Raw genomic sequence first — 23,354 nt, 5'->3', positions numbered from 1 at the left:
ATCAGAAATTCACCCTGGGCGCCTGGCTGGCACCGGTCTCGGCCTGGAAGGGGGTCTTGCGCTCCAGGTGCAGCATGTACTTGTTGGTCAGGTTGTTGGGAAAGGTACGGATGGAACTGTTGAAAATCTGTACCGCCCGGTTGTAGCGCTGCCGGGCAACGTTGATACGGTTCTCCGTTCCTTCGAGTTGATGTTGCAGGTCGATGAAGTTTTGATTGGCTTTAAGGTCCGGGTAGCGTTCGGCTACCACCAGCAGCCGCGACAGAGCACCGCTCATCTGTGACTGGGCTTGCTGAAAACCGGCCAGAGCTTGGGGATCATCCAATTTGTCCGCACTTATTTTAACCTGGCCGACCTGTGCGCGTGCTTCGGTTACAGCCTGCAAGGTCTCTTTTTCGTGAGCCGCATAGGCCTTGACCGTGGATACCAGATTGGGAATCAGGTCGGCGCGGCGCTGATAGGTCGCTTCCACGTCCGCCCAGGCGGCGATTACCGCTTCTTCATTTTCCTGCATCCGGTTGTAACCGCAGCCGGACAGATTAAGGGCCATGGGCAGTAAAACCAGGAAGAAAATCAGATGCTTCATTACGTGTTCTCCTGTAAAATGAAAAAAGTTTTGTGAACGCTTATAAATGCATGACTCATCAATGGTAAATAAGGGACAGGTTTTTGTAAAGGCATACTCGGTCTTCCAAGAGGTCTTTGCGTGGAATTTGACATGCCGGCAATTGTTTCTATGCTGAATATCAGGAGGTGTGCTCATGAAACAACATCTGGTTCTGGTGGGAGGCGGCCATGCCCACATGACCATTATGCAACGCCTATCCGATTATGTCAGTCGCGGACACCGCGTCACGCTGATCAGTCCCGGCGCTTATCACTATTATTCGGGCATGGGGCCGGGGATGCTGGGTGGCACCTATCATCCCCGGCAGATCAGATTTCATGTGCGTCGCATGGTCGAGGATCGCGGTGGCGAGTTCATCGAGGCTGAAGTCGTGAGGATCGAAGCCGACCGGCGTGTGCTGTCGCTCGATACCGGACAACAGGTTTCCTATTCCGTGGCCTCATTCAATACCGGCAGCGGTGTGCCGCTGGAGCGGATCGGTGCGACCCGTACCGATGTGCTGCCGGTCAAGCCTATCCACAATCTGCTGGCGGTTCGCCAGGAGCTGCTTGAGCGGTTGCCCCGGCAGGCTCTCAAGGTGCTGGTGGTCGGCGGAGGCGCAGCGGGTGTTGAAGTCGCCGGTAATTTATGGCGTCTGGCCGATCAAGCGGGGGGACGGCTCGATATATCCCTGATCGCTGGTAAACGGTTATTGGGGCGGTTTTCCGATAAAGTGCGATCTCTGGCCCTGGCTTCCCTGACCCGGCGGGGCATCGACGTGCGGGAGGGGACGCACGTCCTTTCAGCCGGGGACGGCCGTGCCGTGCTGGACGATCATAGCGAAGTGACCTTCGATCTGGCTTTGAGCGCATCGGGGGTGCAGCCATCAGGGATCTTCCAAGCTTCGCAATTGCCTGTCGGCCCGGATGGCGGTCTGCTGGTGAATGAATCCCTCCAGTCCGTCGCCTATCCCGAATTGTTTGGCGGTGGCGACTGTATCAGCTTTCAGGAACGGCCTTTGGACAAGGTCGGCGTCTATGCGGTACGAGAAAATCCGATACTCTACCGCAACCTGATGGCGGCGTTGGAAGACCAGCCCCTGATGCGTTTTTCGCCGCAGAAGAGTTATCTTCTGATTCTCAACATGGGGGATGGGCGCGGCATTTTCGCCAAAGGTTCGCTGGCTTTGGATGGGCGCTGGGCGTTTCGTTTCAAGGATTGGATCGACCGCCGCTTCATGAACCGTTTCCAGTTGTCGGGGGAATTGGACGATAAGGCTAACCTATTCGACGCATGATGGCGACAGGAGGAAAAGGTATGAGCATTCTGAACTATTTCAAACCGGTTTCAACCTGGTCGGTGCAGCAGGTACGCGATTTTCTGCAGAGGAAATCGGCCAAGGATTACAATCTGGTGGATGTTCGTCAGCCGGGAGAATACGAAGCCGGCCACCTGCCGGGGGCCATTCTGATTCCCGTGCGCCAGATCGAGGAACGTTTCAAGGAACTCGACCCGGAGAAGCCGACCATCACCTATTGTGCGGCCGGGGTGCGTAGCCGCGCCGCTGCGGCGGCCCTGAAGAACGTGGGCTTCAAGGAGGTCTACAGCATGTCCGGCGGCATCAATGCCTGGGAGGGGCTGGTGGCGGTGAACGAGCCGGAGCTGGGGGCCGTATGGTTTGACCCTGCGCATACCCCCGAAGACCACATCGCCATGGCCTGGCTGCTGGAGGACGGCACCCGACAGTTTTACGCAACCCTGGCCGATACGCGCCACCAGGCCGGCGAAAGCGAATTTTTCGGTCGTATGGCGGCGGTCGAGGAACAGCACAAACAAAGTCTGATGAATCTCTTTTCCGGGATTCGCGGCAGTCATGAGGATTTGCCCGCAGCGGTGTTGAAGGAACGCGGAGAACAGACGGTGCTGGAGGGCGGCGTGACTCTGGACCAGGCGTTGAAGTTTGTACAGGGCAAGCCCGTTCAGGAGGTTCTGGAACTGGCCATCAGTTTCGAGTCCAATGCCCTGGATCGCTATATGCTGCTGTATGCCCATATGTCCGATCCGAAAAGCCGAGAGGTGTTTTTACGCCTGGCCGATCAGGAACGGCAGCATTTGCGCCAGCTCAGCGATCGCCTTGACCAGGTTCTGGCGGGGCTCTGACCCAAGTATATTGGTATGCAAGGTCAAAGCGGGGCAGAGGTCTTACTGCCCCGCTTTTAATATGGTGGACAGATTCCCTCGTTGTTGTTTTAGTGGAGAGAGATGCTTATTTTGAACAAATGGATTCTATTCATCGATGGAAGCGTGCATCCGCAATCCGGGATCGGATACGGGGCATACCTCGCTGTGAAAGAAAGCGACCTTTCGTTGGATGCGTTGAGCGCGCGCGTAAAGGTGTTGCGGTTTTATCCCACATCCTCCACAAGATTGGAATTGCAGACTTTTTTATGGGCATTGGGGGAGCTGCCTTCATCGGCGCGGCATGTGACTGTGTATACCGATTCCCAAAACATTATCGGCTTACATGGAAGACGTGAGCGTATTGAGAAAAATAATTATCGCTCCCGGAACAAAAGGCTTCTTAATAATGCCGATCTGTATGAGGGGCTTTTCCGAAAAGCTGATCAATTTAACTGTTCTTTTGTTAAAGTGTGCGGCCATCAGCTGTCACGCGAAAAAGATGCTCTCGATAGGCTTTTTACGCTGGTGGATAGAGCTTCCAGAAGCGCTTTGCGAAAAGAGGTTCGGTGGAAAACCTGTTGCTGATGGGGTTGATTCGATACTTTGACTCCAGGCGTTTGTTTCGTGGCGCAGCCAAACAGCGCCACCGTTTTTTTAACGATTAGAAGGGGCTTTTTGTGGCATTAAAACCGACCATATATAAATTCCGTATTCATTTGTCAGACCTGGATCGTAACTATTATGACACGCTCAATTTGACACTTGCCAAACACCCCTCCGAAACCCTGGAGCGCATGATGGCGCGTATGCTGGCGTTTTGTATTAACGCCCAAGAGCATCTGGCTTTTACTAGAGGTATTAGTGTCGTGGAAGAGCCTGACATCTGGACGCGAACTCTGGATGATAAAATCGCATTGTGGATCGATATCGGAGAACCCGCCGTCGATCGCATCAAAAAAGCGACGCGCATTGCGTCGGCAGTTAAAGTTTACAGTTTCAATTCCAAAGCGGATGTCTGGTGGGAAAAAGGACGACAGGATTTTAACGCGTTGAAGGTATCTATTTTTCAGTTTCAGTGGGGATGCATTCAGGCGTTGGCGAAGCTGGTGCAGCGGACCATGGATATTTCCGTTACCATTACGGATGATTCTGCCTATGTTGCCGCTGGAGCAGGGGAGTGCGAGGTGGCCTGGTCGCTGTTGCAGGCTTCATGACTTAGCGCTCAAGGGGGATGCGACCCTCAGGGGAGCTATTGCTTAATTGAAAATCAAAAGCGGGGCAGTGGTTTCACTGCCCCGCTTTTGGTTGTCTGCAAAGAAAACCATACGCACATTTGTCGGTACGGACCACGATGTTTTCGGTTCGGGCTGTGACGACGCCCCATATCAATATTCGCATTCACTCTAATTAAATATTGTAATCTCATTATGATGATGGTATTTGTAACCAATTGTCTCGATTATGTTTATGTGTCAGCTGTCTTAGCGGTCTTGTTTGTCTGAGACCTTTGCGGCAAGGGACTGCATGGCAATATTGTAGCGGGGATTGAACAACTTGTGGCTTTTTGCGTGGCGAGGGATAACCTGCATCGCGCAAAAACATTGAATTTTATTTTCCCAGATGGAAGGAAACTAAAACCGTGAAACAGATGCGTATTGCCCTGGCGACCCTGGTCGCCGTGGCTATGGCTTTGCCTGCCATGGCCATCAATGTCGAATGGCACGGCGACCTCAACAACCGTTTTTCTTACAGCACCCAGGCCGATACCTCGGTTCGCATCAGCAAGGACAACGAGAAATACCTTGGCTCTCTCTCTGTCTCACTGATTCCTGGCTTTGCCCCTATCAAAGAAGTCGCTGCCCAAAAGGCTGTTTCGTTACCGAACACCAAGAAACAGAAAAACGACAGTGATTTTTTCGGTGAAATCAAGTACCGCATGCATATGGTCGTTTCCGATGACGACAAAAAGGTCAAAGGCGTGGTCGGTTTCGAATTCGGCTCCGCCAAGTTCGGTGGCAGCGGTGCCGATTTTGGCGGTGACGATAACGTGTTTGAGTTGCGTTGGGCTTATACCGACATCGAACTGCCTTTCGATCCCGCGTCGCGTCTGACCGTTGGCTTGCAGCCGGTTGGCTACAACTATTTACTGTGGTCCGACAACGCCGGTGGCGTCAAGTGGACCCGCAAAGATGGCCACTGGGGTTACTCCCTCGGTTGGTTCCGCAACGACTGGAGCGACGATAATAGCGACAAGGTGGCCGATGATAAAAGCACGTATGATGACGCTTACGCCGCCGACTTGACTTACGTTTTTGACAATGGTAACAGCCTCAACGCTTTTGTCATCTACATGGATCAAGGTCAGGAACCCTACGGCGTAACACTTATTCTCCCGGACGAATTCCCTATCCCGGGCGGTTCCACTTTTTTTGTGGAAGCCCCTTTCACCATTCAGGATGAAGAAATCTGGATTGGCCTGTCCGGCAAGGGCAAATGGAACAACCTGTCCGGCCTGTTTACCGGCATCTTCCTGACCGGTGAGGTCGATTACGATGGCATGGGATCCGAGGATCGCCGTGCGTTTATGTTCCATGGTCAAATCGATTACACGTTTGGCAAAAATACCTTTATCCTGGGGGGGCTGTATGCTTCAGGCGACGACGACCCCACTGATGATAAACTTGAAAACTTCGACGTCATCGACATCTCCACCTCGATTTTCGGTTCGGTGATTATCTTTGACAACTTCTGCGATGACAACTCTTTCAGCCAGGCTCCCTATGTTTTCGATCAGGGTTACAAGATGATCTATGCCGGGGTTGATCATAAGCTGAACGCCAAGACCAAAGTCTGGGCCAAATACTTCTGGCATAACACGGCCGAAGACAATTTGCTTGGCGATGACGATCTCGGTCATGAGTTTGTGGTCGGCGCCAGTTATACCATCATGAAAGGCCTGACCGCCGATATTAACGCTGGTTACCTGATTGCTGGTGATGCTTGGGAGGCTTTGAGTGCCGACGGCGACGATGTCTTCCGTACCGACGCCCGTATTCGTTTTCAATTCTAAATTTTTTGGTTCTTTGTTGTGACCATTCGGGCTGGATTATTCTGGCCCCATTTTTTCGGATTTATCCACCGAATATTAAAATCCCCGGGCCTTGTGGCTCGGGGATTTTTTATGCTCGCGAGCACGAAAAAGATGCGCCGGCACGTCGGCAACTGCTATCGAAGCTATCGCCGCAAAAGATAGTCAAGGCGGTCGAAAAAGATTTTGGAACAAACAAGAAACTTGCCCGCCAGATAGGCATGTATCTTCGCCACCGATACAGCGGCAAAGGGAATCGAGAGATAGGAGCGTTGTTCGGCGTAGGGTCATCCGCCATAACGGAAGCCAGTCGTCGGTTGCAGGAACGGATAGAAGGGGATGCAAAGCTGGCAGGGGCAATTCAGGGGGTAAAGAGCAAATTGGTAATTTGAAATTTGGAGAGTTGACTGTACGCAGTAACAACTGCTTAATCTAGCGGGTTAAAGTCCCGTCCGGGGAGTTGTCCGTTCACCCCGGTAGCTCAAGGGAGCGGCGTCTTGGTAACAAGGGGTCGTAAGTTCCTAATTGGCAAAGCAGCAGGCCGTAACGCAAGTGAACCTGGATGTAGCCTCGTAACTCAATATGAAGATGCCGACCCTGTGGTCAAATGGGGAAGGCCGCTGCCACGGGCTCAGATAGCGGAAGCAGCCCGTGTGATCTTCCGGGGTAGCAGGGACGGCATGTTGCGGAAGATAAGCAGTCCAGTGCTGGAGACCCGATGCGGCGATGCTAGAGGAACGTCAACCGGCGCGTATAAGGCAACGAAATCGCGTTGGGCCGTATCGGGAGTCGGAGGGGTCCATAGTACCGTTTGAGGGCACGGGACAGCATAACCCGGTCCGAGGGAAGGGACCCTGCTTTGTTCACGCAACCGAAGAGTGGAAGGTGAGGGGATTGCAGAGATGCTAACAACCCCGGGAAACATCAGGAAACTACAGAGGAAGCTCTACCGCAAGGCCAAGCAGGAACCGGCCTGCCGCTTCCACGCCTTGTACGACAAGGTCTACCGGGCCGACATCCTCAGTCACGCCTATGCCCTTGTCCGTGCCAACAAAGGGAGCGCCGGCATCGACGGCGTCACCTTCGCGGCCATCGAGGAACGGGAAGGGGTCTCCGCACTCATTGCGGAACTGGAAGAAGCACTGAGAAGCAAGACGTATAAACCGGACCCTGTCAAGCGGGTCATGATTCCCAAGGCCGATGGCAGTCAGCGTCCCTTGGGGATTCCGACCATCCGGGACCGGGTGGCTCAAATGGCCGTAAAGCTGGTCGTCGAGCCGATCTTCGAAGCGGACTTCTGCGACACTTCCTACGGATTCCGGCCGAAGAAGTCAGCCCACGACGCAGTCGATGACGTAGCGTATGCCATGAATATCGGCTACACCGAAGTCATCGACGCCGACATCTCCAAGTACTTCGACACCATCCCCCATACCAACCTCATGGCCGTGGTCGCGGAGCGCATCTGTGACGGAGCAATCCTGCACCTCATCCAGATGTGGCTCAAGAGCTCGGTCATGGAAGTCGGCAAGGACGGCAAGAAACGGAATGTCGGCGGCGGCAAGGGGAACCGCAGAGGAACTCCGCAAGGCGGGGTCATCTCACCGCTGTTGGCCAATCTCTACCTGCACATTCTGGACAGGATCTGGGAGCGGCGCAACCTGCAACAACGGTTGAACGCCCGTATCGTCAGGTACGCTGACGACACCGTCCTGCTTTGCCGAAGAAACAAGTCGGACGAGGCCATGGCGGTGCTGCGGCAGATACTGGAGCGGCTGGGGCTTACCCTGAACGAAGCAAAGACCAAGGTCGTCAATGGTTACAAGGGGGGCTTCGACTTTCTCGGATTCTCAATCCGGATGGGGAAAAGCAGAAGAACGGGGAACTATTATCCCCATGTTCAGCCCTCGAAGAAATCCCTGCAAGTTATCAAAGACCGGGTAACCAAACTCACCAACCGAGTGAGGACGGTAAGGCCGTTAGCATGGGTGGTGAACGAAGTTAACGCCACCGTAAGAGGGTGGGTAGGCTATTTTCACTACCGTAATTGCAGCAAGACAATGACTCGTCTGAAGAGTCATGTCGAAGAGCGGTTGCGGACCCATTTACGCAAGCGGCACAAGGTCCGAGAGCGAAAAGCGGGGTACGTCCTGTTTCCCATTGGGACATTGTACAAAAGTGTGCCCTGTACAAGGTGCCGACGACAGCGGGCTGGACAAATGCGCATGCCTCGCGGTGAATGACATCGGAAAGCCGTGTGCGGGAAAACCGCATGCAGGTTTGATGAGGGAGGGCTGGGTAAGACCTACCCTTAATGGGGTCTCATGAACTCCATGGACGATGTGCGTAACAACAGGGAGCTGATGACCCTAGTGACCGGGGCTTGGCATCAATGAGCCATGCTATTGATGTTCATGTCCTCCTACTGCCAACCACCAATCCGGTATGGTGGAGTGAGTGCCGGCATTCGTTGCGGGACGGGCCCGTCAATCTGCATCTGGTCGACGGGGTGGAGGGGTATATGGGCCGGGGTCGGACCAAAGGTTTCTGTTTGGGAAATGCTCCCCATGTCGGGTCGAGAAGGGTGAAGCTTTTGTGTGTTGAGGAAAAAGATCTTTCCGTAATGAGGGTATCTGGATCTTAAGAGGTTGTCCCTTGAGCAGCGGCAGGTGTTGCAAGACGGGCCTTATATTTAATCGCTGCCTCGTAAAGTGTCGGGATGACCTGCCAGCGGGCAGCGTAAACGTCTTTAACGGGGAAATCTTTGTGGTTATTGGTCCGGTGAATGCGCCACTTGTAACCAAACCGATTCACGTGAATCCAGGGTCCATGTTTGCAGATGAGGCCCTTCAGTACAAAATCGCCCAACCAGGGCCACTTTTCCTCCAGTTCAGTCAGATAGGGCTCTACGCAGGACCGTCGCATGACGTAGATGTGATGCAGGTATTTGGGCTCCAATTGCAGAAGGGGATTCCAGGTCTCGCCGCTCCATATGCCCGGTTTGATGGTCCGTCCATTAATGTCGATTAGCAACTCGTCGGTAAAAGCTCCGCAGGCATCGGGGTTGGCCTCCAAGGCGTCAATACACGCCTGAAAAGCACCGGGTATCACCAAATCGTCGGGATCAATGCAGCTTACGTAAGGGGAGGTGCCCTGGCGGAAACCGTTGGCCCTGGCTTTGCCAAGATGACCTTTGACGCCTGGTATTTCATGTAAATGGATGGGCTCTTCCCGCACAGAGGCTTTGCATTCCTCCCACCACCCCTGATGGGTGTCCGGCATCAATAAAACATGTGTGTCTACTTTCACTTTATGCTCCATCCCTTTTGCTATTTCTTTCCAAAGAGGGCCGTCCCATCTGGCCCGGTCTGTGTGGGGCATCCTTGAGGCGACACCCCTGAAATTAATAAAAATGTTTCCAGCTTGGTTTTCAATTCCGCCTCTTTCAGAAATACCTGCGCGACAAAGTCCATTTCACACAAAATCCGATTATGGAAAAGGGCGTCTTCCTCAAGGTTGGGCTTGAGATCCAGGTTGGTCCGTTGCCCGCCAAACGAGAGATTGGTCGAGGTGACGCGATGAAAGAATATCCTATGTTGCTTTTTATTTGTTACGTTTACAACAAGCTAACATAAAAATAATTAAAAATATTTTGACACTATAATCTAATTTTTGTAATTAAGTAACTGTCTTTTGTGGAAGCCGATTAATCTATAATACGTTCTTCTGAAAGCGAAAAGATTAAAAGCACTAGCCGACGAAAAGGTAAACCCCGGGCAACCGGGGGGCGCAAAGCCGCTCATCCGGATCTTCCGGAAAGGAGGGCTGTCGAACCGGCTTGAGAGGCAACATCTCTCAGGATGATTCGATCATTTGGGCCCGCCTTTTTTGGCGGGTTTTCAGTTTTTCAGGATAGATAATAAGGAATCGGAAAAGGAGACAACTGTGAGTTTGGGTCAACGGGTTCTATTACTATGCATAGCTCTCTCTTTCTCGATCACCTGCGCATCAATGGCCGAAGGGCCTAGCTTCGATTGTGAGAAGGCTGGAACGAAGATCGAGAAGATGATTTGCGCGGATGCGGAGCTTTCAAAACTCGATGTCCGGATTGACGAGGCTTATGCTGCAGCTTTGCAGGCGACCGAAGCCCCCGAGACTTTAAAACAGCAGCAGCGGCTGTGGTTAAAAGCACGCAACGCGTGCGACGATGCTGCGGGCCTGAGCGAATCCTATACCTCTCGGCTGGCGCAGTTAGCAGCAGAGCCGGCGGATAAAAGTTGTCAGGCTGTTAAAGATTACTGCAGCGAAACAAAGAACATCACCTCTAGGCTGATCTGTTCTGACCAGGAACTATCGGAAATGAATCGCTCCCTGGCACGCTCCTATGCAAGGGCCTTGGAGCGGGTGAACGATTCGGCGACATTCAAGCGTCAGCACGAGGAGTGGCTTCAACGCATATATTACTGTATGGGAGATAGACCCTGCGTCTGGCAGAGATACCGGATGTACCTCTCCGCGCTTGACACGTTTTTAAAGGTGGCTGACCAAACCGGACAAGAGCCATCCGGCGCTTTAGCGAAAAAAAGATCGTTTGAGCCTCCAAGTGTTGCGGCCTCTTCATCGGCAGAGACACCTGCGTACACGTTCAGGTTTGAAAAAGACACCGACTGCACCGTATGCCGTGATCTTCAGGCCAATTACCAGGAGCTAAACCCTGCTCAATCCTCGTTTGCCTGCGAAATCCCTTTGAACCCCGCAAACCCTCAGTTCAGCTGGCCTCAGTGGCAGGAAATGATCGTCGAAGATCATCTGGATGTGATCTACACAATTGAATCCCACCTTTTACATGACGACCTGCCGCCTTTCGAAATCTGGCGGTCACAATATTTGGCCGACATGGCCAAGGGTACCTCTATGAGGCGGGCGGCCGGAGGTAAGCTTGTGCAAGCCTGCTTCAATCCCCGACTGCGGCAAACCCAAGTTCGCTTTGAGTCCGATGGCCGTCTGGAAAAGGTACTCGGCTACACCCGGGATCGCTTTGGTGGCGAACGATGCAGAGAGTCTATTACTGGATGCCCACTGCCTGTTAATGGCAACCTGGAAGCCTATCGCGCGTATTACCAATGTAACGAGCAATTGCAAAAAGACTCTTGTGTCCGGATGGATAGCCCCGGTGACCACATTGTTTTATTTGAACCGACAATACGCCAAGTACATTTTGTCTTTCCAGGGGATCAGGGGGCCGGTATGTCGACTATCGCGGCCGGACATCTGTTTCTCCATCACAAAAAGGCATATTTGGCTTTGGTTACAGTCTCGGGTATCTCCGTAAGCCAGATTGAAAGACTGGAGTTTGACAATCCAGCTATAAAGCCAACCAACCTTGGGAGGCAGGTTTGCGATATAATTTTTATTTTCCAAGATAAAACTATAAAATAAGGGAATAATGCTATGTCGATCACCATTTCAAGCACTTTAAAACAAGCACAATATGAGAATCTTCGTTACGCATTGATTGCTCAGTTCGAAGGAAAATCTCCAACGCCATATTTTGATAAGGCAAATCCTCCGCTTATTACTATTGGTATCGGTTTTAATATAGATAGAGAAAATAAAGATAGGCGAAACGAGGTAATGGACGCCATGGGCTTTAGTCCTGCCCAGAAGCAAATAAAGGGGTCAGCCCTTGACATTGGACAAAAGGTAAGCCCCGTCAAATATTAAACGGAGAGGTGGAGAATGGCGCGACCGCTACGCATCGAATTTGAAGGTGCGCTATATCACGTGACCGCTCGCGGCAATGAGCGCCGGAAGATATTTTTCAGCAAAAGAGATTTTGAGAAATTCAAGGAGTATATAGCCGGCGCGCAGAAAAAAATCGGATTTCTGCTCCACAGCTATGTGCTCATGGACAACCACTACCATTTGATGGTGGAAACACCGGAGAAGAATTTAAGCCGGATCATGCATCATATCAACGGTTCGTATACGACCTACATCAACATCAAAAGGAAAAGGAGCGGCCATCTCTTTCAGGGACGCTATAAAGCGATTGTGGTGGACAAAGACAACTATCTCCTGGAGCTGAGCCGTTATATCCACCTGAATCCGGTGCGAGCGAACCTGGTGCTAAAGCCCGGGGAATATCCCTATAGCAGCTACCGGCTATTTATCTCGGGTGAAGAGGAAAAGATGCTCACCCAAAAAGGGGTGCTTGGTATGCTGGCAAAAGATGAGCAGGTAGCCAGAGAGTGCTATCGCACTTTTGTGGAGGATACCCTTGGCAAAGAACCGGAAAACCCCCTTAAGCAAGTATATGCAGGGGCGCTTCTCGGCTGCGAAAGCTTTGTGGACAAGATCCGGCAACGCCTTGAAAACAGTAATCTGGGAACGCGGGAAGTATCCTATAGCCAACTACTGAAGGCTTCTCCAACCCCCGAGCAGATCTTGGACGTCACCTCCTAGCATTTTGGAGAGTCGGCCGGGGCAGCCACAGTCAACAGTCGCAGCGTAGCCCGAAAGGTTGGAATATATCTGGCGAAGAAGCACACCGCAGCAACCAACCGCCAAATTGGTGAGCTCTTTGGCGGTATGGGATATACCGCAGTGGCCAAGACCTATCAAAGGGTGGCCAGGCAGATCGGAAAGGATGAAGCATTGCAGGTGGCCGTCCAAGAACTGGAAGAGAAATTGTCCATTGTCAAGGGCTGACCCTTAATGGGGCTCCTTGATTCAGAGATGTCGAAAGGTTGTTTCATGGTGTTTTGTAAATTTAAGTCAATGACACAGAAAAAACAAAGTTTTCATTATATCGCTTTTGTTCTGGTCCTGTTGCTTTTTGTTGCTAGTCTATCTGCGGTTTTTTCGAGGAGCAAAACAAAACCTACTGAACAAATTGTTCCTATCCTGACTAAAATTGCTAGGGACATGAATCAATATTGTCCGACTATGCTGAGTGAAAGCTTAAGATCAGATAAAGTTGAATCACAAGGAAATAATCTAATATTACACTATTCTTTGGTTGAATCCGATCTTGGTGAAATTAATAGTATTGATTTAATTTCTGACATAGAAAAAGATATGGTGCCAACAATTTGTAAAATGGATGTATGGCGAAAAGTGTTATTAAAAGGTGCTGTTTTTAAGGCTTATTATTATGATAAGCATGGAAAAAATATCGGAAACATTGATATTTCTTATGAAAAATGCCTGCACTATGAGCAGTGTGAGAATATAAAATAAGGATAGATTTATGTCTGATATGTCTCTTGGAACTGAAACCGGAATTGAAACCGGAACTGGTGGTCAACTTGCCACTGACGTGTTGTTGTCAACAGCCAATTGCAAACAAAGGGGTCAGTGCAAACAAAGGGGTCAGCCCTTGATATTGGACAAAAGGTAAGCCCCGTCAAATATTAAACGGAGAGGTGGAGAATGGCGCGACCGCTACGCATCGAATTTGAAGGTGCGCTATATCACGTGACCGCTCGCGGCAATGAGCGCCGGAAGATATTTTTCAGCAAAAGAGATTTTGAGAAATTCAAGGAGTATATAGCCGGCGCGCAGAAAAAATTCGGATTTCTGCTCCACAGCTATGTGCTCATGGACAACCACTACCATTTGATGGTGGAAACACCGGAGAAGAATTTAAGCCGGATCATGCATCATATCAACGGTTCGTATACGACCTACATCAACATCAAAAGGAAAAGGAGCGGCCATCTCTTTCAGGGACGCTATAAAGCGATTGTGGTGGACAAAGACAGCTATCTCCTGGAGCTGAGCCGTTATATTCACCTGAATCCGGTGCGGGCGAACCTGGTGCGAAAGCCTGGGGAATATCCCTACAGCAGCTACCGGTTCTTTATCTCGGGTGAAGAGGAAGGTATGCTCACCCAAAAAGAGGTGCTTGGTATGGTGGCGCGTGACGAGCGGGTAGCCAGTGAGCGCTATCGCACTTTTGTGGAGGATACCCTTGGCAAAGAACCGGAAAACCCCCTTAAGCAAGTATATGCAGGGGCGCTTCTCGGCTGCGAAAGCTTTGTGAACAAGATCCGGCAACGTCTTGAAAACAGTAATCTGGGAACGCGGGAAGTATCCTATAGCCAACTACTGAAGGCTTCTCCAACCCCCGAGCAGATCTTGGACGTCACCTCCGAGCATTTTGGAGAGTCGCCCGGGGCAGCCACAGTCAACAGTCGGAGCGTAGCCCGAAAGGTTGGAATATATCTGGCGAAGAAGCACACCGCAGCAACCAACCGCCAAATTGGTGAGCTCTTTGGCGGTATGGGATATACCGCAGTGGCCAAGACCTATCAAAGGGTGGCCAGGCAGATCGGAAAGGATGAAGCATTGCAGGTGGCCGTCCAAGAACTGGAAGAGAAATTGTCCATTGTCAAGGGCTGACCCTTAATGGGGCTCGTCTGTCCACTGGGCGGGGTTGTTTACATGAAGGAGTCAGTGACCGGTAGCAGAGTTGTGCAAGGATTTTTCCTCTAGTTTGCTTGAATGAAAAACGGGACAGTGCAATCACTGTCCCGTTTTTAGTTACGATGGCTGCGGTTTTACCGGCTTTTCTGCAGATAGCGATAGAAATCGCTGTCGGTGGTAATCACCAGCTTGCCGTTTTGGCCAACCGATTTGCGGTAGGCCTCGAGACTCCGTACAAAGGCGTAGAAATTGCGGTCCTTGCCGTAGGCGCCGGCATAGATTCCGGCGGCTTCGGCGTCAGCCCGGCCTCGGATCTCTTCGGCTTGCCGATAGGCTTCGGAGGTGATGCTTTTAAGCTCCTTGTCCATCTGGCCGAGGATGTCGGCTTTTTCGCCTTCGCCCTCACTGCGGAATTGGGCGGCGACTTTTTTTCGCTCGGAGATCATGCGTTCGTAAACGCGTTTGCGGACCTGTTCCACATAATTGATACGCTTGATCTGCACATCGATGAGGTCGATGCCGTATTCCGGCGTACTGGCACGGGCTTTTTCCAGAATGTTGGACAGGATTTGTTCCCGACCGACCAACATTTCGGGTGAAACCGGCAGGCCTTCGATTTCAATTTGCTCCGTTTCGCCGCCAGGGGCCTGGTAGTCCGTACCGCGGACTAATTCAACCAGCAGGTGCCCGGAGACCGCGTCGCGGACGACGGAGTCGATAATGTCGTCGAGCCGACTATGGGCGCCGCGTTCGGTGGCGACGGTCTTGAAGAACAGCAGCGGATCGGCGATACGCCAGCGGGCGGTCGTGTCCAGGAAAATATAGCGTTTGTCCTTGGTCGGGATCTGGTTGGGGTCGCCGTCCCATTTAAGAATCCGCTTTTCGAAACGGTGGACCGTCTGGATAAAAGGAATTTTCAGGTGCAGGCCGGGGCCAAGTACGTCGCTGACCGGCTTGCCGAACTGGGTGACCAGGGCTTGCTCACCCTCTTCAACAACGAACAGGGGAGACTGTAAAAAAGCGATGACGAACAGGATGAAAACCAGCATGAAGATCGGTTTTTTCATTACTGGCCTCCTTTTTTGTCAGCGCGCAGGGGGAGCAGGGGCAGGGTTCCGGCACCGTCACGGTCCATGATATAGATCTCCTCAAGGTTGGGCAGTACCTTTTCCAGGGTTTCCAGATAGAGCCGCTGGCGGGTGACGTCCGGCGCCTTGCGGTATTCGGCGAGCAGGTCCAGAAAACGGCTCGTTTCGCCGCGGGCCTTGTTGATGCGCTCCACCGCATATCCTTCCGCTTCCTGGATGGTGCGACGTGCTACCCCGCGGGCTTTGGGGACCTCGCGGTTGTATTGCTCCCGTGCCTGAAAGATCAGGCTTTCTTTCTGCTGTTCGGCTTCGTTGACTTCGTTGAAGGCTGCCTTGACTGGATCGGGCGGGTTGACGTCCTGGAACTTGACGGTGACGATGCGTACGCCGATGTCGTAGCTGTTGAGGATCTCCTGCAGGTCCGTCTGGATGCTGTTGGCCAGCACGGCTCGTTCCGTGGTGAGTACTTCGGAGACATTTGAGTTACCTACCACCTTGCGCACCACCGCTTCGGACAGATCGCGAATGGTTCCTTCCGGATTGTGAATGCGGAACAGGTACTTGAAGGGATCTGAGATCTGGTACTGGACGATCCATTCGACGTCGCTGACGTTAAGGTCGCCGGTCAGGGTCAGGGATTCGTCTTCGAGATTTCTCTTGCTATAGGTGGTGCGCACTCCGGCCTGAAGGGTGCGAAAGCCGAATTCCTCCTTGAGCACGCGCCCGGTTTTAGCCTTGTATATCCGGTCGACTCCAAACGGAATCTTGATGTGCAGGCCCGGTTCGGAAAATCCGCTGAACCGGCCAAACCGTAGCACGACACCGGTTTCTTCCGTCTCTACTTTGTAGAAACTGCTGGACAGTCCGATCAATACCAGCAGGGTGGCCGCCGCGATAACAATCAGTCGCGGCAGGGGCTGGTTTTGTTTGAGGCGTTTGGCCAGATTTTGCAGGTCATCGCCCGGGTATCGAGATGGCATGAATCCTCCTTTGTTTATGCGATGTTAGCAGAATATGGAATGTTATTCATGGAGAGGTAATCCGCGTTCTGGATTATAACAGACTTTTTCGCATCTCGGAGAAAAACCGCCAGGGCAAATGTTCGGCCGTGCTTGGAAGTGGCGGGGTAAGTGTGATAGAGTTTTTGAAAAGAACAATGCAAGGGAGAACAACGGTGAGTCAGAAAAAAACGTCTTCGGACGTTCATATTGAGGAGCGAAAAGCAACGCGCACGGCACCGCCGCCGCTTTTTAGAGTATTGATGCACAACGACGATTATACCACCATGGAATTTGTCGTAGAGGTTCTTCAAGGGGTATTTCATAAATCTGCGGCTGAAGCGCATCGTATTATGCTGAACATCCATAATGAGGGCACGGGCCAATGCGGAACGTTCCCCCATGAAATAGCTGAGACCAAGGTCGCCCGGGTTCATCAGGTCGCCCGCCAGGCAGGTTTCCCCTTGCGTTGCAGCTTGGAAGAAGCATGAAGGGAGAGACCCTATGTTCGCACAGGAAGTACAGATAACCTTTTCACTTGCTGTTCGGGAGGCGCAGCGCCGCCGCCACGAATATCTGACCACTGAGCATATTCTCTATGCCATGCTGCTCGAGGAACATGGCAAGGAATTGATTGTTGCCTGTGGGGGGGATACCGAAGCGCTTAAGGGTCAATTGGAAACCTATTTCACCGAACGCCTCGAAAGCCTGGTTGAGGATACCGACAATGTTCCCGAACAAACCGTCGGTTTGCAGCGGGTATTGCAGCGGGCGGTGTTGCATCTGCATTCCGCCGGGAAAAAAGAGATCACCATCGGCGATCTGCTGGCGGCCATGTTTGCCGAAAAAAACACCCATGCGGTCCATTTTCTCGAGGAACAGGGCGTCTCCCGCCTCGATGTGCTCAACTATATTTCTCACGGTGTGACCAGGGTCTCCCGCCAGGGGGACGATTCCCAGCCGCATACGCCGTCCCAGCCCGGTGGCGGCAGTGACGACAAGGCCAATCCGGAGCGCGAGAAAACCAAGCAGGATCCGTTGACCCTGTTTACGGTCGATCTGGTGGAGAGGGCTCGTCAAGGTCGCATCGATCCTCTTATCGGCCGGGACGCCGAACTTGAGCGTACCGTTCAGGTGTTGTGTCGCCGTCGCAAAAACAATCCCCTGTTCGTTGGGGAGGCGGGCGTCGGGAAAACCGCCATGGCCGAGGGTTTGGCGTTGATGATCAGTCAGGGCCAGGTGCCGGAGATTCTCAGCCGGTGCGAAATTTTTGCTTTGGATATGGGGACATTGCTGGCCGGCACCAAGTTTCGCGGCGATTTTGAAGAACGCCTCAAGTCCGTTATCAAAGCGCTGGAAACCCACCCGGACTCGATCCTGTTTATCGATGAGATCCATACCGTGGTCGGAGCTGGTGCCACCAGCGGCGGTTCGCTTGATGCATCCAATATCCTCAAACCGGTGCTTGCCAGTGGTGATTTCCGCTGTATTGGGTCGACCACCTACGAGGAGTACAAAAATCTGTTCGACAAGGATCGGGCTCTGTCGCGACGTTTCCAGAAAATCGATATCGTCGAGCCCAGCGTCGAGGAAACTGTCGATATTCTCCAGGGGCTCAAAGATCGCTACGAGGAACATCATGGCGTGAGCTTCACCGACGAGGCCATAACCGCAGCGGCTCAGCTGTCCGCCCGTCATATTAATTTCCGTCACCTCCCGGACAAGGCCATCGATGTCCTCGATGAAGCCGGTGCCGCCATGCGTCTTGCCGGTGGTCGTGTGGTGCATTTGGACGATGTCGAACGCGTGGTTGCGGGCATTGCCCGCATTCCGGAGCGCAGTGTCTCAACCTCCGATCGCCGGCGGCTGAAAACCCTGGGGCGGGATCTTAAGCGTCAGGTGTTCGGTCAGGATCAGGCGGTTGACGCCCTGGCCCGTTCGGTACTCCGGGCACGCGCCGGGTTGGGGCATCCCGATAAGCCGACCGGTTCGTTTCTGTTTACCGGGCCGACCGGCGTCGGCAAGACCGAAGCGGCGCGCCAGTTGGCGTTGCAGCTCGGGGTTGAATTCATTCGCTTCGATATGAGCGAATACATGGAAAAACACTCGGTGTCGCGCCTTATCGGTGCGCCTCCCGGTTACGTCGGTTTTGACCAGGGTGGTCTGCTTACCGATGCGGTGACCAAACAGCCCTATGCCGTACTGTTGCTCGATGAAATCGAAAAAGCGCATCCGGACTTGTTCAGTATTCTGTTGCAGATCATGGATCACGGCAGCCTGACGGATAACAACGGCAAAAAGGCCGATTTCCGTAATGTTGTGCTGATCATGACCAGCAATGTCGGAGCGCGGGAGATGAGTGCCAATCCCATCGGCTTCGGCAAGGAGGGGGAGACGGTTCCGCGCCAGGCCGTTGAACGAACCTTTGCTCCGGAATTCCGCAATCGTCTCGATGCCATTATCCCTTTCCATGGCTTGGGTGAACAGACCATGCTCAAGATTGTGGATAAGTTTCTCGATCAATTGCGCGAGCGGTTGGCCGAGCGCCAGATTACCCTGGTGGTATCCAGCGCTGCCCGGGCAGACCTGGCCCGCCGTGGCTATGATCCGCGCTTTGGTGCACGTCCCCTGTCGCGTCTGATCCAGGCTGAAGTCAGCGATGTTATCGCCCAGGAAATCCTGTTTGGTGCTTTGCAGTCCGGTGGCGAAGTCCGTATCGGGTGCCGTGCCGGGAAACTGACCTTCCGTTTTTCCGCAGAGTAACATGCCCATCTATCAACTTATCGACGAGTTGGTTTTTCCTCCATTGGATCATGCTGAGCCCGGCGGCCTTCTAGCGGTGGGGGGAGATCTGTCTCCCCGCCGTCTTTTGCTCGCTTATTCTATGGGGATCTTCCCCTGGTTCAATGCCGACGATCCGATTTTGTGGTGGAGCCCCGATCCGCGGTGTGTCCTCGCACTTTCGGCTTTTTACCTGAATCGCAGTCTGTCCAAAGAACTTCGGCGCGGGCGTTATGAGGTTACTTTCGACAAGGCCTTTTCCGAAGTTATTCGTGCCTGTGCCCGGACGCCGCGTAAGGAAGGTCCCGGCACCTGGATTACAGGCGATATGCTCAAGGCCTATGAACTTTTGCACGGTTTGGGTTATGCGCATTCGGTGGAGGCTTGGTATGAAGGCTGTCTGGTGGGGGGCTTGTACGGCGTTGCTTTAGGCGGCTGCTTTTTTGGGGAATCGATGTTTCACTGCATGCCCAATGCCTCCAAAGTAGCATTTGCAACGCTTGTAAGGCACCTGGCGATGCTTGGTTACCATCTCATCGATTGTCAACAATCCTCCCGTCATCTATTATCCATGGGAGCGACAGAAGTGCCTCGCGCCGAGTTCCTTCAACTTCTTCAAAACGCCGGTGTACACCCCTCCACTTTGCCTCCCAAGGGAAAATTCCCCTCCCGTTGAGTCTCTTCCCGTATATGAAACGATTGGCCGTCGGCGGCAGCTTCGCCGGTATTTGGCCTGCTTGTGTGTGCCCAAAGTGGCCGCTTTTATTATCTGCAAAGGCCTCGTTCGTTGACCTTTGGAGGCTGCTTAAAAATTATGCAAAATGCCACGAACGCCCTTGCAAACAGGGGTCGGGAGTTTATCCACCGGTGTTCCCCACAGGGTTTTCCACTAAACTGTGGATGAATGCAGAAACGTTCGGTAAATCAATAATTTAGGTCTGTGCTTTGAGGGTGAAAAAATGACCGGCAAGCCAGCTTTATCGGCAGGGATATGAAGCCTAATGGTTTGTTAGTATGTTCTTAACCCCGGGCTTATCATGGCGGGAGCAGCGGTCGGGCCGTGAAAAAGCCGCTTGGGGTCGGTGGTTTCACGGCATGGCCGGACGCTTTTATGAAGCATGCTTTTGTTTTTTCATGGTCAGGCGCGTGGCGCGAATGAATGCTTCCAGGCGTTTTTGATCTTCAGCCATCATGGCCAGAAACTGCAAGCCGGCTGTGCAGGACGTGCTGTTGTGCTTGGTGTGGGTCCATACGACTTCCGCCATGGTACAGATCGGTCTTGTTCCCGGTTCGGTTTGGAGCAATAACAGGCACAGCTGGGATTTGTCGACGGTGTTTCGAAAACCGAGTCGGATGCCGCCATTGCTCAGGTTTACCATGCCGCTGGTCAGTTGGGGCAGGTTGTCGGGCGGGGTGTGGGTAAGTTTGTGGATATGTTGCTGCCACTGTTGACGTGCCAGGGACAGGTTCTCCGTGACTCTGCTATAGCGCAGGCCAATAGGGACCGTCAAACGCGCTGCAGGGCGCCTTTGGAAAAAGTGGAGATCGCCTTCAAAACGCAATTGTATGGAATTGGCTTTGGGTTGCGCATGAAAATAGGTATGGGCCTTTAATCCCATGCCCAGGCTTTCCGATACGATGGACAAGTTGGAGTCGGGGGAAAAGATATCCGCATCCAGGTCGTAAGGAAGGTCAAGGGAGAGAATGCCATTCTCCACCGATCGGCAGCAGGCGGAAAGGTTTTCGATGCGATCATCTCCGTTGTCTGGATTGGTCAGGTGGATGAGTACTTTTTGGCCAGGCTTGAAGTGTTTGTTGAACATGGTGCTCGATCCATTGTAGAGGGTTTTGAAGAGAGGGCGAAATGCCGGTATTTTTTGCATGTTCCATGCCATGGAATGGGTGCGTTTTTCCGGGGGTAGGTAGCGGCTCGGCCTGCTGCAGTGGGCAGACAGTGCGCAAAGCGTAGTTTTTTCAGGAGGGTGGGGTGTGGGTGGTTTTCTGTTTCATACGCCAACGGCCTACCTGGTCATCGATAAATTGATGGGCCATCAATCCCGACAGGGTTTTTCGAGATTCGGCCCATTTCAAAGCAGCCTGTTTAAGCGTTTCTGCCGACAGCGGCAAGTTATGTTGTTGTGCCAGGTGTCGGCAGATATCGAGGTAGATTGCCTGTTGCATGGGGGCCATGTCGAGAATCATGCCGAATCCCTGTTCAATGTCGAGGCTTTTTCCGGATATGCTGTCGGGGGCTGAAGTATCGGTTGCATAGATCAGGATATTGCCGGGGCGGGTTTCGATGCCTCCTTGAAGAAAGTCCCTCAATTCGCGGAAGTGAGCATATTCTGTCGGCTCCAGCAGGTCGCAGCAAAGCAGAATGAAGAAAAAGGGGAAGTTTCTGAGTTCATTGCTGATGCTGGTCAGTTGCTGCAGATCCTCCCTGTGAACTTCGATCAATCGCAATCCATCGCCGGCGTATTTTGCCAACAGACCTTTGATGGCCGATCTTTTGCCGTTGCCGGCGTCGCCTCTGATCAGGATATTGTTGCAAGGCAGGCCGCGAACAAACTGCTTCGTGTTCTGGCATAGAGGCACCAGAATGTCCTGCATGCCCAAAAGGTTTGCATGCTGCGGCATGTCGGAAAAGGTGGCGGCTTCAAAATAGCCTGTTTGCCGGTAGCTTACCCAGCGAAAGGCGAGGTCTTGCTGAAACAGTTGCGGTTCCGCCTGGTAGTCGATCAATGTGCGCGTCAGGTATTCTTCACCCAGGTCCAGAAAGTGCTCCATGCGTTCAAGCAGGTATTCCCAGTCGATGTCGAGTGCATTGAAGTCCATACCGGATTATCCTTTACAAGTATCGGGGAACTGCTTCTTACTATCATAGCAGAATCGAACCCCCAATTTTCGATAACTGGATTTTGCGGGGAGGTCAAAGTGACCGGATGCACGTTTGATCTTGTAAGGAAGCTTGATTGTTGGCGTTGCCGCGGGGAGTGGTGTAAGATGGCGAACCTTTTTGGGAGCATGAGATGAAAAAAAATATTTTTGAACTGTTTGCCGTGACCGCTTTGGGACTGGAATCGGTGTGCGCCCGAGAATTAAAAGACCTGGGCATAAAATCGCAGGTATGCAAGGGCGGCGTCGCCTTTTACGGAGGACTGGAGCAACTGTATAAGGCCAACTTGTGGTTGCGCACGGCCTCCCGTGTGCTTGTCCGGTTAGGCAGCTTCGGCTGTAAAGATTTCCCTGACTTATACCAGAAGGCTTTGCGACTTCCCTGGGGGCGTTTTGTTAAACCCGACACCGACTTGCAGATCAAGGCAAGCAGTTCCCGGTCCCGCCTTCAACATACCGGACGCATCGTTGAAACCGTTGAGTCTGCCGCGCATCGTGCTCTGGGCCGAGCGACGGATTCCGGGGCCGGTTTGCGGCAACTTATTCTGGTGCGTTTCGAGGACAATCGGTGTGTTGTGTCCGTCGACAGCAGTGGCCCGTTGCTGCATCGGCGCGGGTATCGTCACATGGTGGGGGCGGCTCCGCTCAGAGAAACCCTGGCGGCGGGAATTCTGATGTTGCTCGACTGGGATGCTCGAACGCCCCTTGTCGACCCCATGTGCGGTTCGGGAACATTTGTCGTCGAAGGCGCCCTTATGGGGATGCGCCGTGCGCCGGGGACTGCGCGCGAGTTTGCCTTTATGCAATGGCCGCGTTACCGCCCCGGTTTGTGGCATGTACTGCAGACACAGGCTCGCAGTGCAGAACAATCATGTTTGCCGCCCCTGTTGGGGTACGACCGGGATCCGGACGTTATCGACGCCGCCGCCGGCAATGCATCCCGGGCCGGTGTGGCAGCGGTAACCCAGTTTGGGAAGGCGGAGTTGGGCGAAGGCCGGTTTCCCGAACGTCCTGGGTTTATCATGTGTAACCCGCCTTACGGAGGGCGGCTCGGACGTGATGTGAGGCTGACCGGACTCTATCGGCGTCTGGGGGAGTTTTACCGTTCCTCGGGAGGCGTGTGGCAAGGCGCGGTGCTGTGTCCCGTGGGGCCTCTTGCCAAATCTCTGGGAGAGGGGTTCGATTGCATTGGCCTGCTCAATAACGGCGGTATCGATGTTGGCCTTTATAAGGTCTCGCTATGAGAAAAAGGTAAAATTTTCTTGCATTATCACACTGTAGACATT

At 52.9% G+C, this 23,354-nt stretch carries 21 protein-coding genes, 1 pseudogene and 1 riboswitch; of the genes and pseudogenes, 16 read left to right on the top strand and 6 right to left on the bottom strand.

What is annotated here, in order from left to right; all coding sequences use genetic code 11:
* Window position 1: 1 nt before the first annotated feature.
* On the bottom strand, window positions 2-586 hold the full coding sequence (locus tag PCAR_RS12435) for a LemA family protein (RefSeq protein ID WP_011342033.1): 585 nt from the start codon (window positions 584-586) through the stop codon (window positions 2-4).
* Window positions 587-761: 175 nt separating this feature from the next.
* Here PCAR_RS12435 and PCAR_RS12430 point away from each other — a divergent pair, with 175 nt between their 5' ends.
* The 6 genes from PCAR_RS12430 to ltrA all read left to right on the top strand — a co-directional run bounded on the left by PCAR_RS12430 (window position 762) and on the right by ltrA (window position 8,119).
* Window positions 762-1,904, top strand: a complete 1,143-nt coding sequence (locus tag PCAR_RS12430) for an NAD(P)/FAD-dependent oxidoreductase (RefSeq protein WP_011342032.1) — start codon at window positions 762-764, stop codon at window positions 1,902-1,904.
* 20 nt (window positions 1,905-1,924) lie between these two features.
* Entirely contained in the window at window positions 1,925-2,767 is an 843-nt protein-coding gene (locus tag PCAR_RS12425) for a rhodanese-like domain-containing protein (protein WP_011342031.1), read from the top strand.
* Between the two features lie 102 nt (window positions 2,768-2,869).
* Entirely contained in the window at window positions 2,870-3,373 is a 504-nt protein-coding gene (locus PCAR_RS12420) for a ribonuclease HI (RefSeq protein ID WP_011342030.1), read from the top strand.
* A gap of 92 nt (window positions 3,374-3,465) precedes the next feature.
* On the top strand, window positions 3,466-4,002 hold the full coding sequence (locus PCAR_RS12415) for a YaeQ family protein (protein ID WP_011342029.1): 537 nt from the start codon (window positions 3,466-3,468) through the stop codon (window positions 4,000-4,002).
* Window positions 4,003-4,436: 434 nt separating this feature from the next.
* Window positions 4,437-5,858, top strand: a complete 1,422-nt coding sequence (locus tag PCAR_RS12410) for a histidine kinase (protein ID WP_011342028.1) — start codon at window positions 4,437-4,439, stop codon at window positions 5,856-5,858.
* A 920-nt stretch (window positions 5,859-6,778) separates the two neighbouring features.
* Window positions 6,779-8,119 carry a group II intron reverse transcriptase/maturase gene (ltrA, locus tag PCAR_RS12405; RefSeq protein ID WP_011342026.1) on the top strand — a complete coding sequence of 447 codons (1,341 nt, stop codon included), beginning with the start codon at window positions 6,779-6,781 and terminating at the stop codon, window positions 8,117-8,119.
* Between the two features lie 397 nt (window positions 8,120-8,516).
* Here the strand turns inward: ltrA and PCAR_RS12400 are convergent, their stop codons facing one another.
* Window positions 8,517-9,185 carry a glycosyltransferase gene (locus PCAR_RS12400; RefSeq protein WP_148204343.1) on the bottom strand — a complete coding sequence of 223 codons (669 nt, stop codon included), beginning with the start codon at window positions 9,183-9,185 and terminating at the stop codon, window positions 8,517-8,519.
* Between the two features lie 445 nt (window positions 9,186-9,630).
* Window positions 9,631-9,709, top strand: a riboswitch (cyclic di-GMP riboswitch).
* Window positions 9,710-9,821: 112 nt separating this feature from the next.
* Here PCAR_RS12400 and PCAR_RS17960 point away from each other — a divergent pair.
* The 6 genes and pseudogenes from PCAR_RS17960 (at window position 9,822) to PCAR_RS12375 (ending at window position 14,282) form a co-directional block, all read left to right on the top strand.
* Window positions 9,822-11,315: a lysozyme inhibitor LprI family protein gene (locus PCAR_RS17960; RefSeq protein WP_011342023.1), complete on the top strand. Its 1,494-nt coding sequence runs from the start codon at window positions 9,822-9,824 to the stop codon at window positions 11,313-11,315.
* Between the two features lie 12 nt (window positions 11,316-11,327).
* Window positions 11,328-11,600 (top strand): hypothetical protein, encoded by a 273-nt coding sequence (locus PCAR_RS12390; RefSeq protein WP_041531372.1) that lies wholly within the window; start codon window positions 11,328-11,330, stop codon window positions 11,598-11,600.
* A 15-nt stretch (window positions 11,601-11,615) separates the two neighbouring features.
* Entirely contained in the window at window positions 11,616-12,341 is a 726-nt protein-coding gene (locus PCAR_RS12385) for an REP-associated tyrosine transposase (protein ID WP_245523289.1), read from the top strand.
* A 54-nt stretch (window positions 12,342-12,395) separates the two neighbouring features.
* Window positions 12,396-12,587 (top strand): annotated as a pseudogene (locus tag PCAR_RS19140) (REP-associated tyrosine transposase); the annotation flags it as partial.
* Window positions 12,588-12,656: 69 nt separating this feature from the next.
* Window positions 12,657-13,118, top strand: coding sequence for a hypothetical protein (locus tag PCAR_RS12380; protein ID WP_148204342.1), 462 nt, complete (start codon window positions 12,657-12,659; stop codon window positions 13,116-13,118).
* Between the two features lie 192 nt (window positions 13,119-13,310).
* A complete protein-coding gene (locus tag PCAR_RS12375; RefSeq protein WP_011342020.1) occupies window positions 13,311-14,282 on the top strand; it encodes an REP-associated tyrosine transposase in 972 nt (323 codons plus the stop codon).
* Window positions 14,283-14,440: 158 nt separating this feature from the next.
* On the opposite strand, the gene hflC is transcribed toward PCAR_RS12375, so the two are convergent.
* Both hflC and hflK read right to left on the bottom strand, forming a co-directional pair.
* Complete coding sequence (hflC, locus tag PCAR_RS12370) at window positions 14,441-15,373, bottom strand: protease modulator HflC (RefSeq protein ID WP_011342019.1); 933 nt, start codon at window positions 15,371-15,373, stop codon at window positions 14,441-14,443.
* On the bottom strand, window positions 15,373-16,374 hold the full coding sequence (gene hflK, locus PCAR_RS12365; protein ID WP_011342018.1) for an FtsH protease activity modulator HflK: 1,002 nt from the start codon (window positions 16,372-16,374) through the stop codon (window positions 15,373-15,375). The genes hflC and hflK overlap by 1 nt, the downstream gene beginning before the upstream one ends.
* 194 nt (window positions 16,375-16,568) lie before the next feature.
* Between hflK and clpS the strand changes: the two genes are divergently transcribed.
* From clpS to aat, 3 genes are read left to right on the top strand one after another with little or no spacing between them, the layout of a single operon-like run.
* Window positions 16,569-16,883, top strand: a complete 315-nt coding sequence (gene clpS, locus PCAR_RS12360; protein ID WP_011342017.1) for an ATP-dependent Clp protease adapter ClpS — start codon at window positions 16,569-16,571, stop codon at window positions 16,881-16,883.
* Window positions 16,884-16,896: 13 nt separating this feature from the next.
* On the top strand, window positions 16,897-19,155 hold the full coding sequence (clpA, locus tag PCAR_RS12355) for an ATP-dependent Clp protease ATP-binding subunit ClpA (RefSeq protein ID WP_011342016.1): 2,259 nt from the start codon (window positions 16,897-16,899) through the stop codon (window positions 19,153-19,155).
* A gap of 1 nt (window position 19,156) precedes the next feature.
* Window positions 19,157-19,849 (top strand): leucyl/phenylalanyl-tRNA--protein transferase, encoded by a 693-nt coding sequence (gene aat / locus PCAR_RS12350; protein ID WP_011342015.1) that lies wholly within the window; start codon window positions 19,157-19,159, stop codon window positions 19,847-19,849.
* A gap of 433 nt (window positions 19,850-20,282) precedes the next feature.
* Here aat and PCAR_RS12345 read toward each other — a convergent pair whose 3' ends face one another.
* Both PCAR_RS12345 and PCAR_RS12340 read right to left on the bottom strand, forming a co-directional pair.
* A complete protein-coding gene (locus PCAR_RS12345; RefSeq protein WP_011342014.1) occupies window positions 20,283-20,996 on the bottom strand; it encodes a PilZ domain-containing protein in 714 nt (237 codons plus the stop codon).
* Window positions 20,997-21,147: 151 nt separating this feature from the next.
* Window positions 21,148-22,008: a DUF815 domain-containing protein gene (locus PCAR_RS12340; RefSeq protein WP_011342013.1), complete on the bottom strand. Its 861-nt coding sequence runs from the start codon at window positions 22,006-22,008 to the stop codon at window positions 21,148-21,150.
* Window positions 22,009-22,202: 194 nt separating this feature from the next.
* Between PCAR_RS12340 and PCAR_RS12335 the strand changes: the two genes are divergently transcribed.
* The gene (locus tag PCAR_RS12335) at window positions 22,203-23,312 is read left to right on the top strand and encodes a THUMP domain-containing class I SAM-dependent RNA methyltransferase (RefSeq protein ID WP_011342012.1); all 1,110 of its coding nucleotides are present in this window, start codon (window positions 22,203-22,205) and stop codon (window positions 23,310-23,312) included.
* The last annotated feature ends 42 nt before the right edge of the window (window positions 23,313-23,354 follow it).

The sequence above is a fragment of the Syntrophotalea carbinolica DSM 2380 genome, assembly GCF_000012885.1.
In the GTDB taxonomy this organism is placed as follows: domain Bacteria; phylum Desulfobacterota; class Desulfuromonadia; order Desulfuromonadales; family Syntrophotaleaceae; genus Syntrophotalea; species Syntrophotalea carbinolica.
Note: the sequence above shows the minus strand (reverse complement) of the source record. Positions and strands in the feature narration are given on the sequence as shown.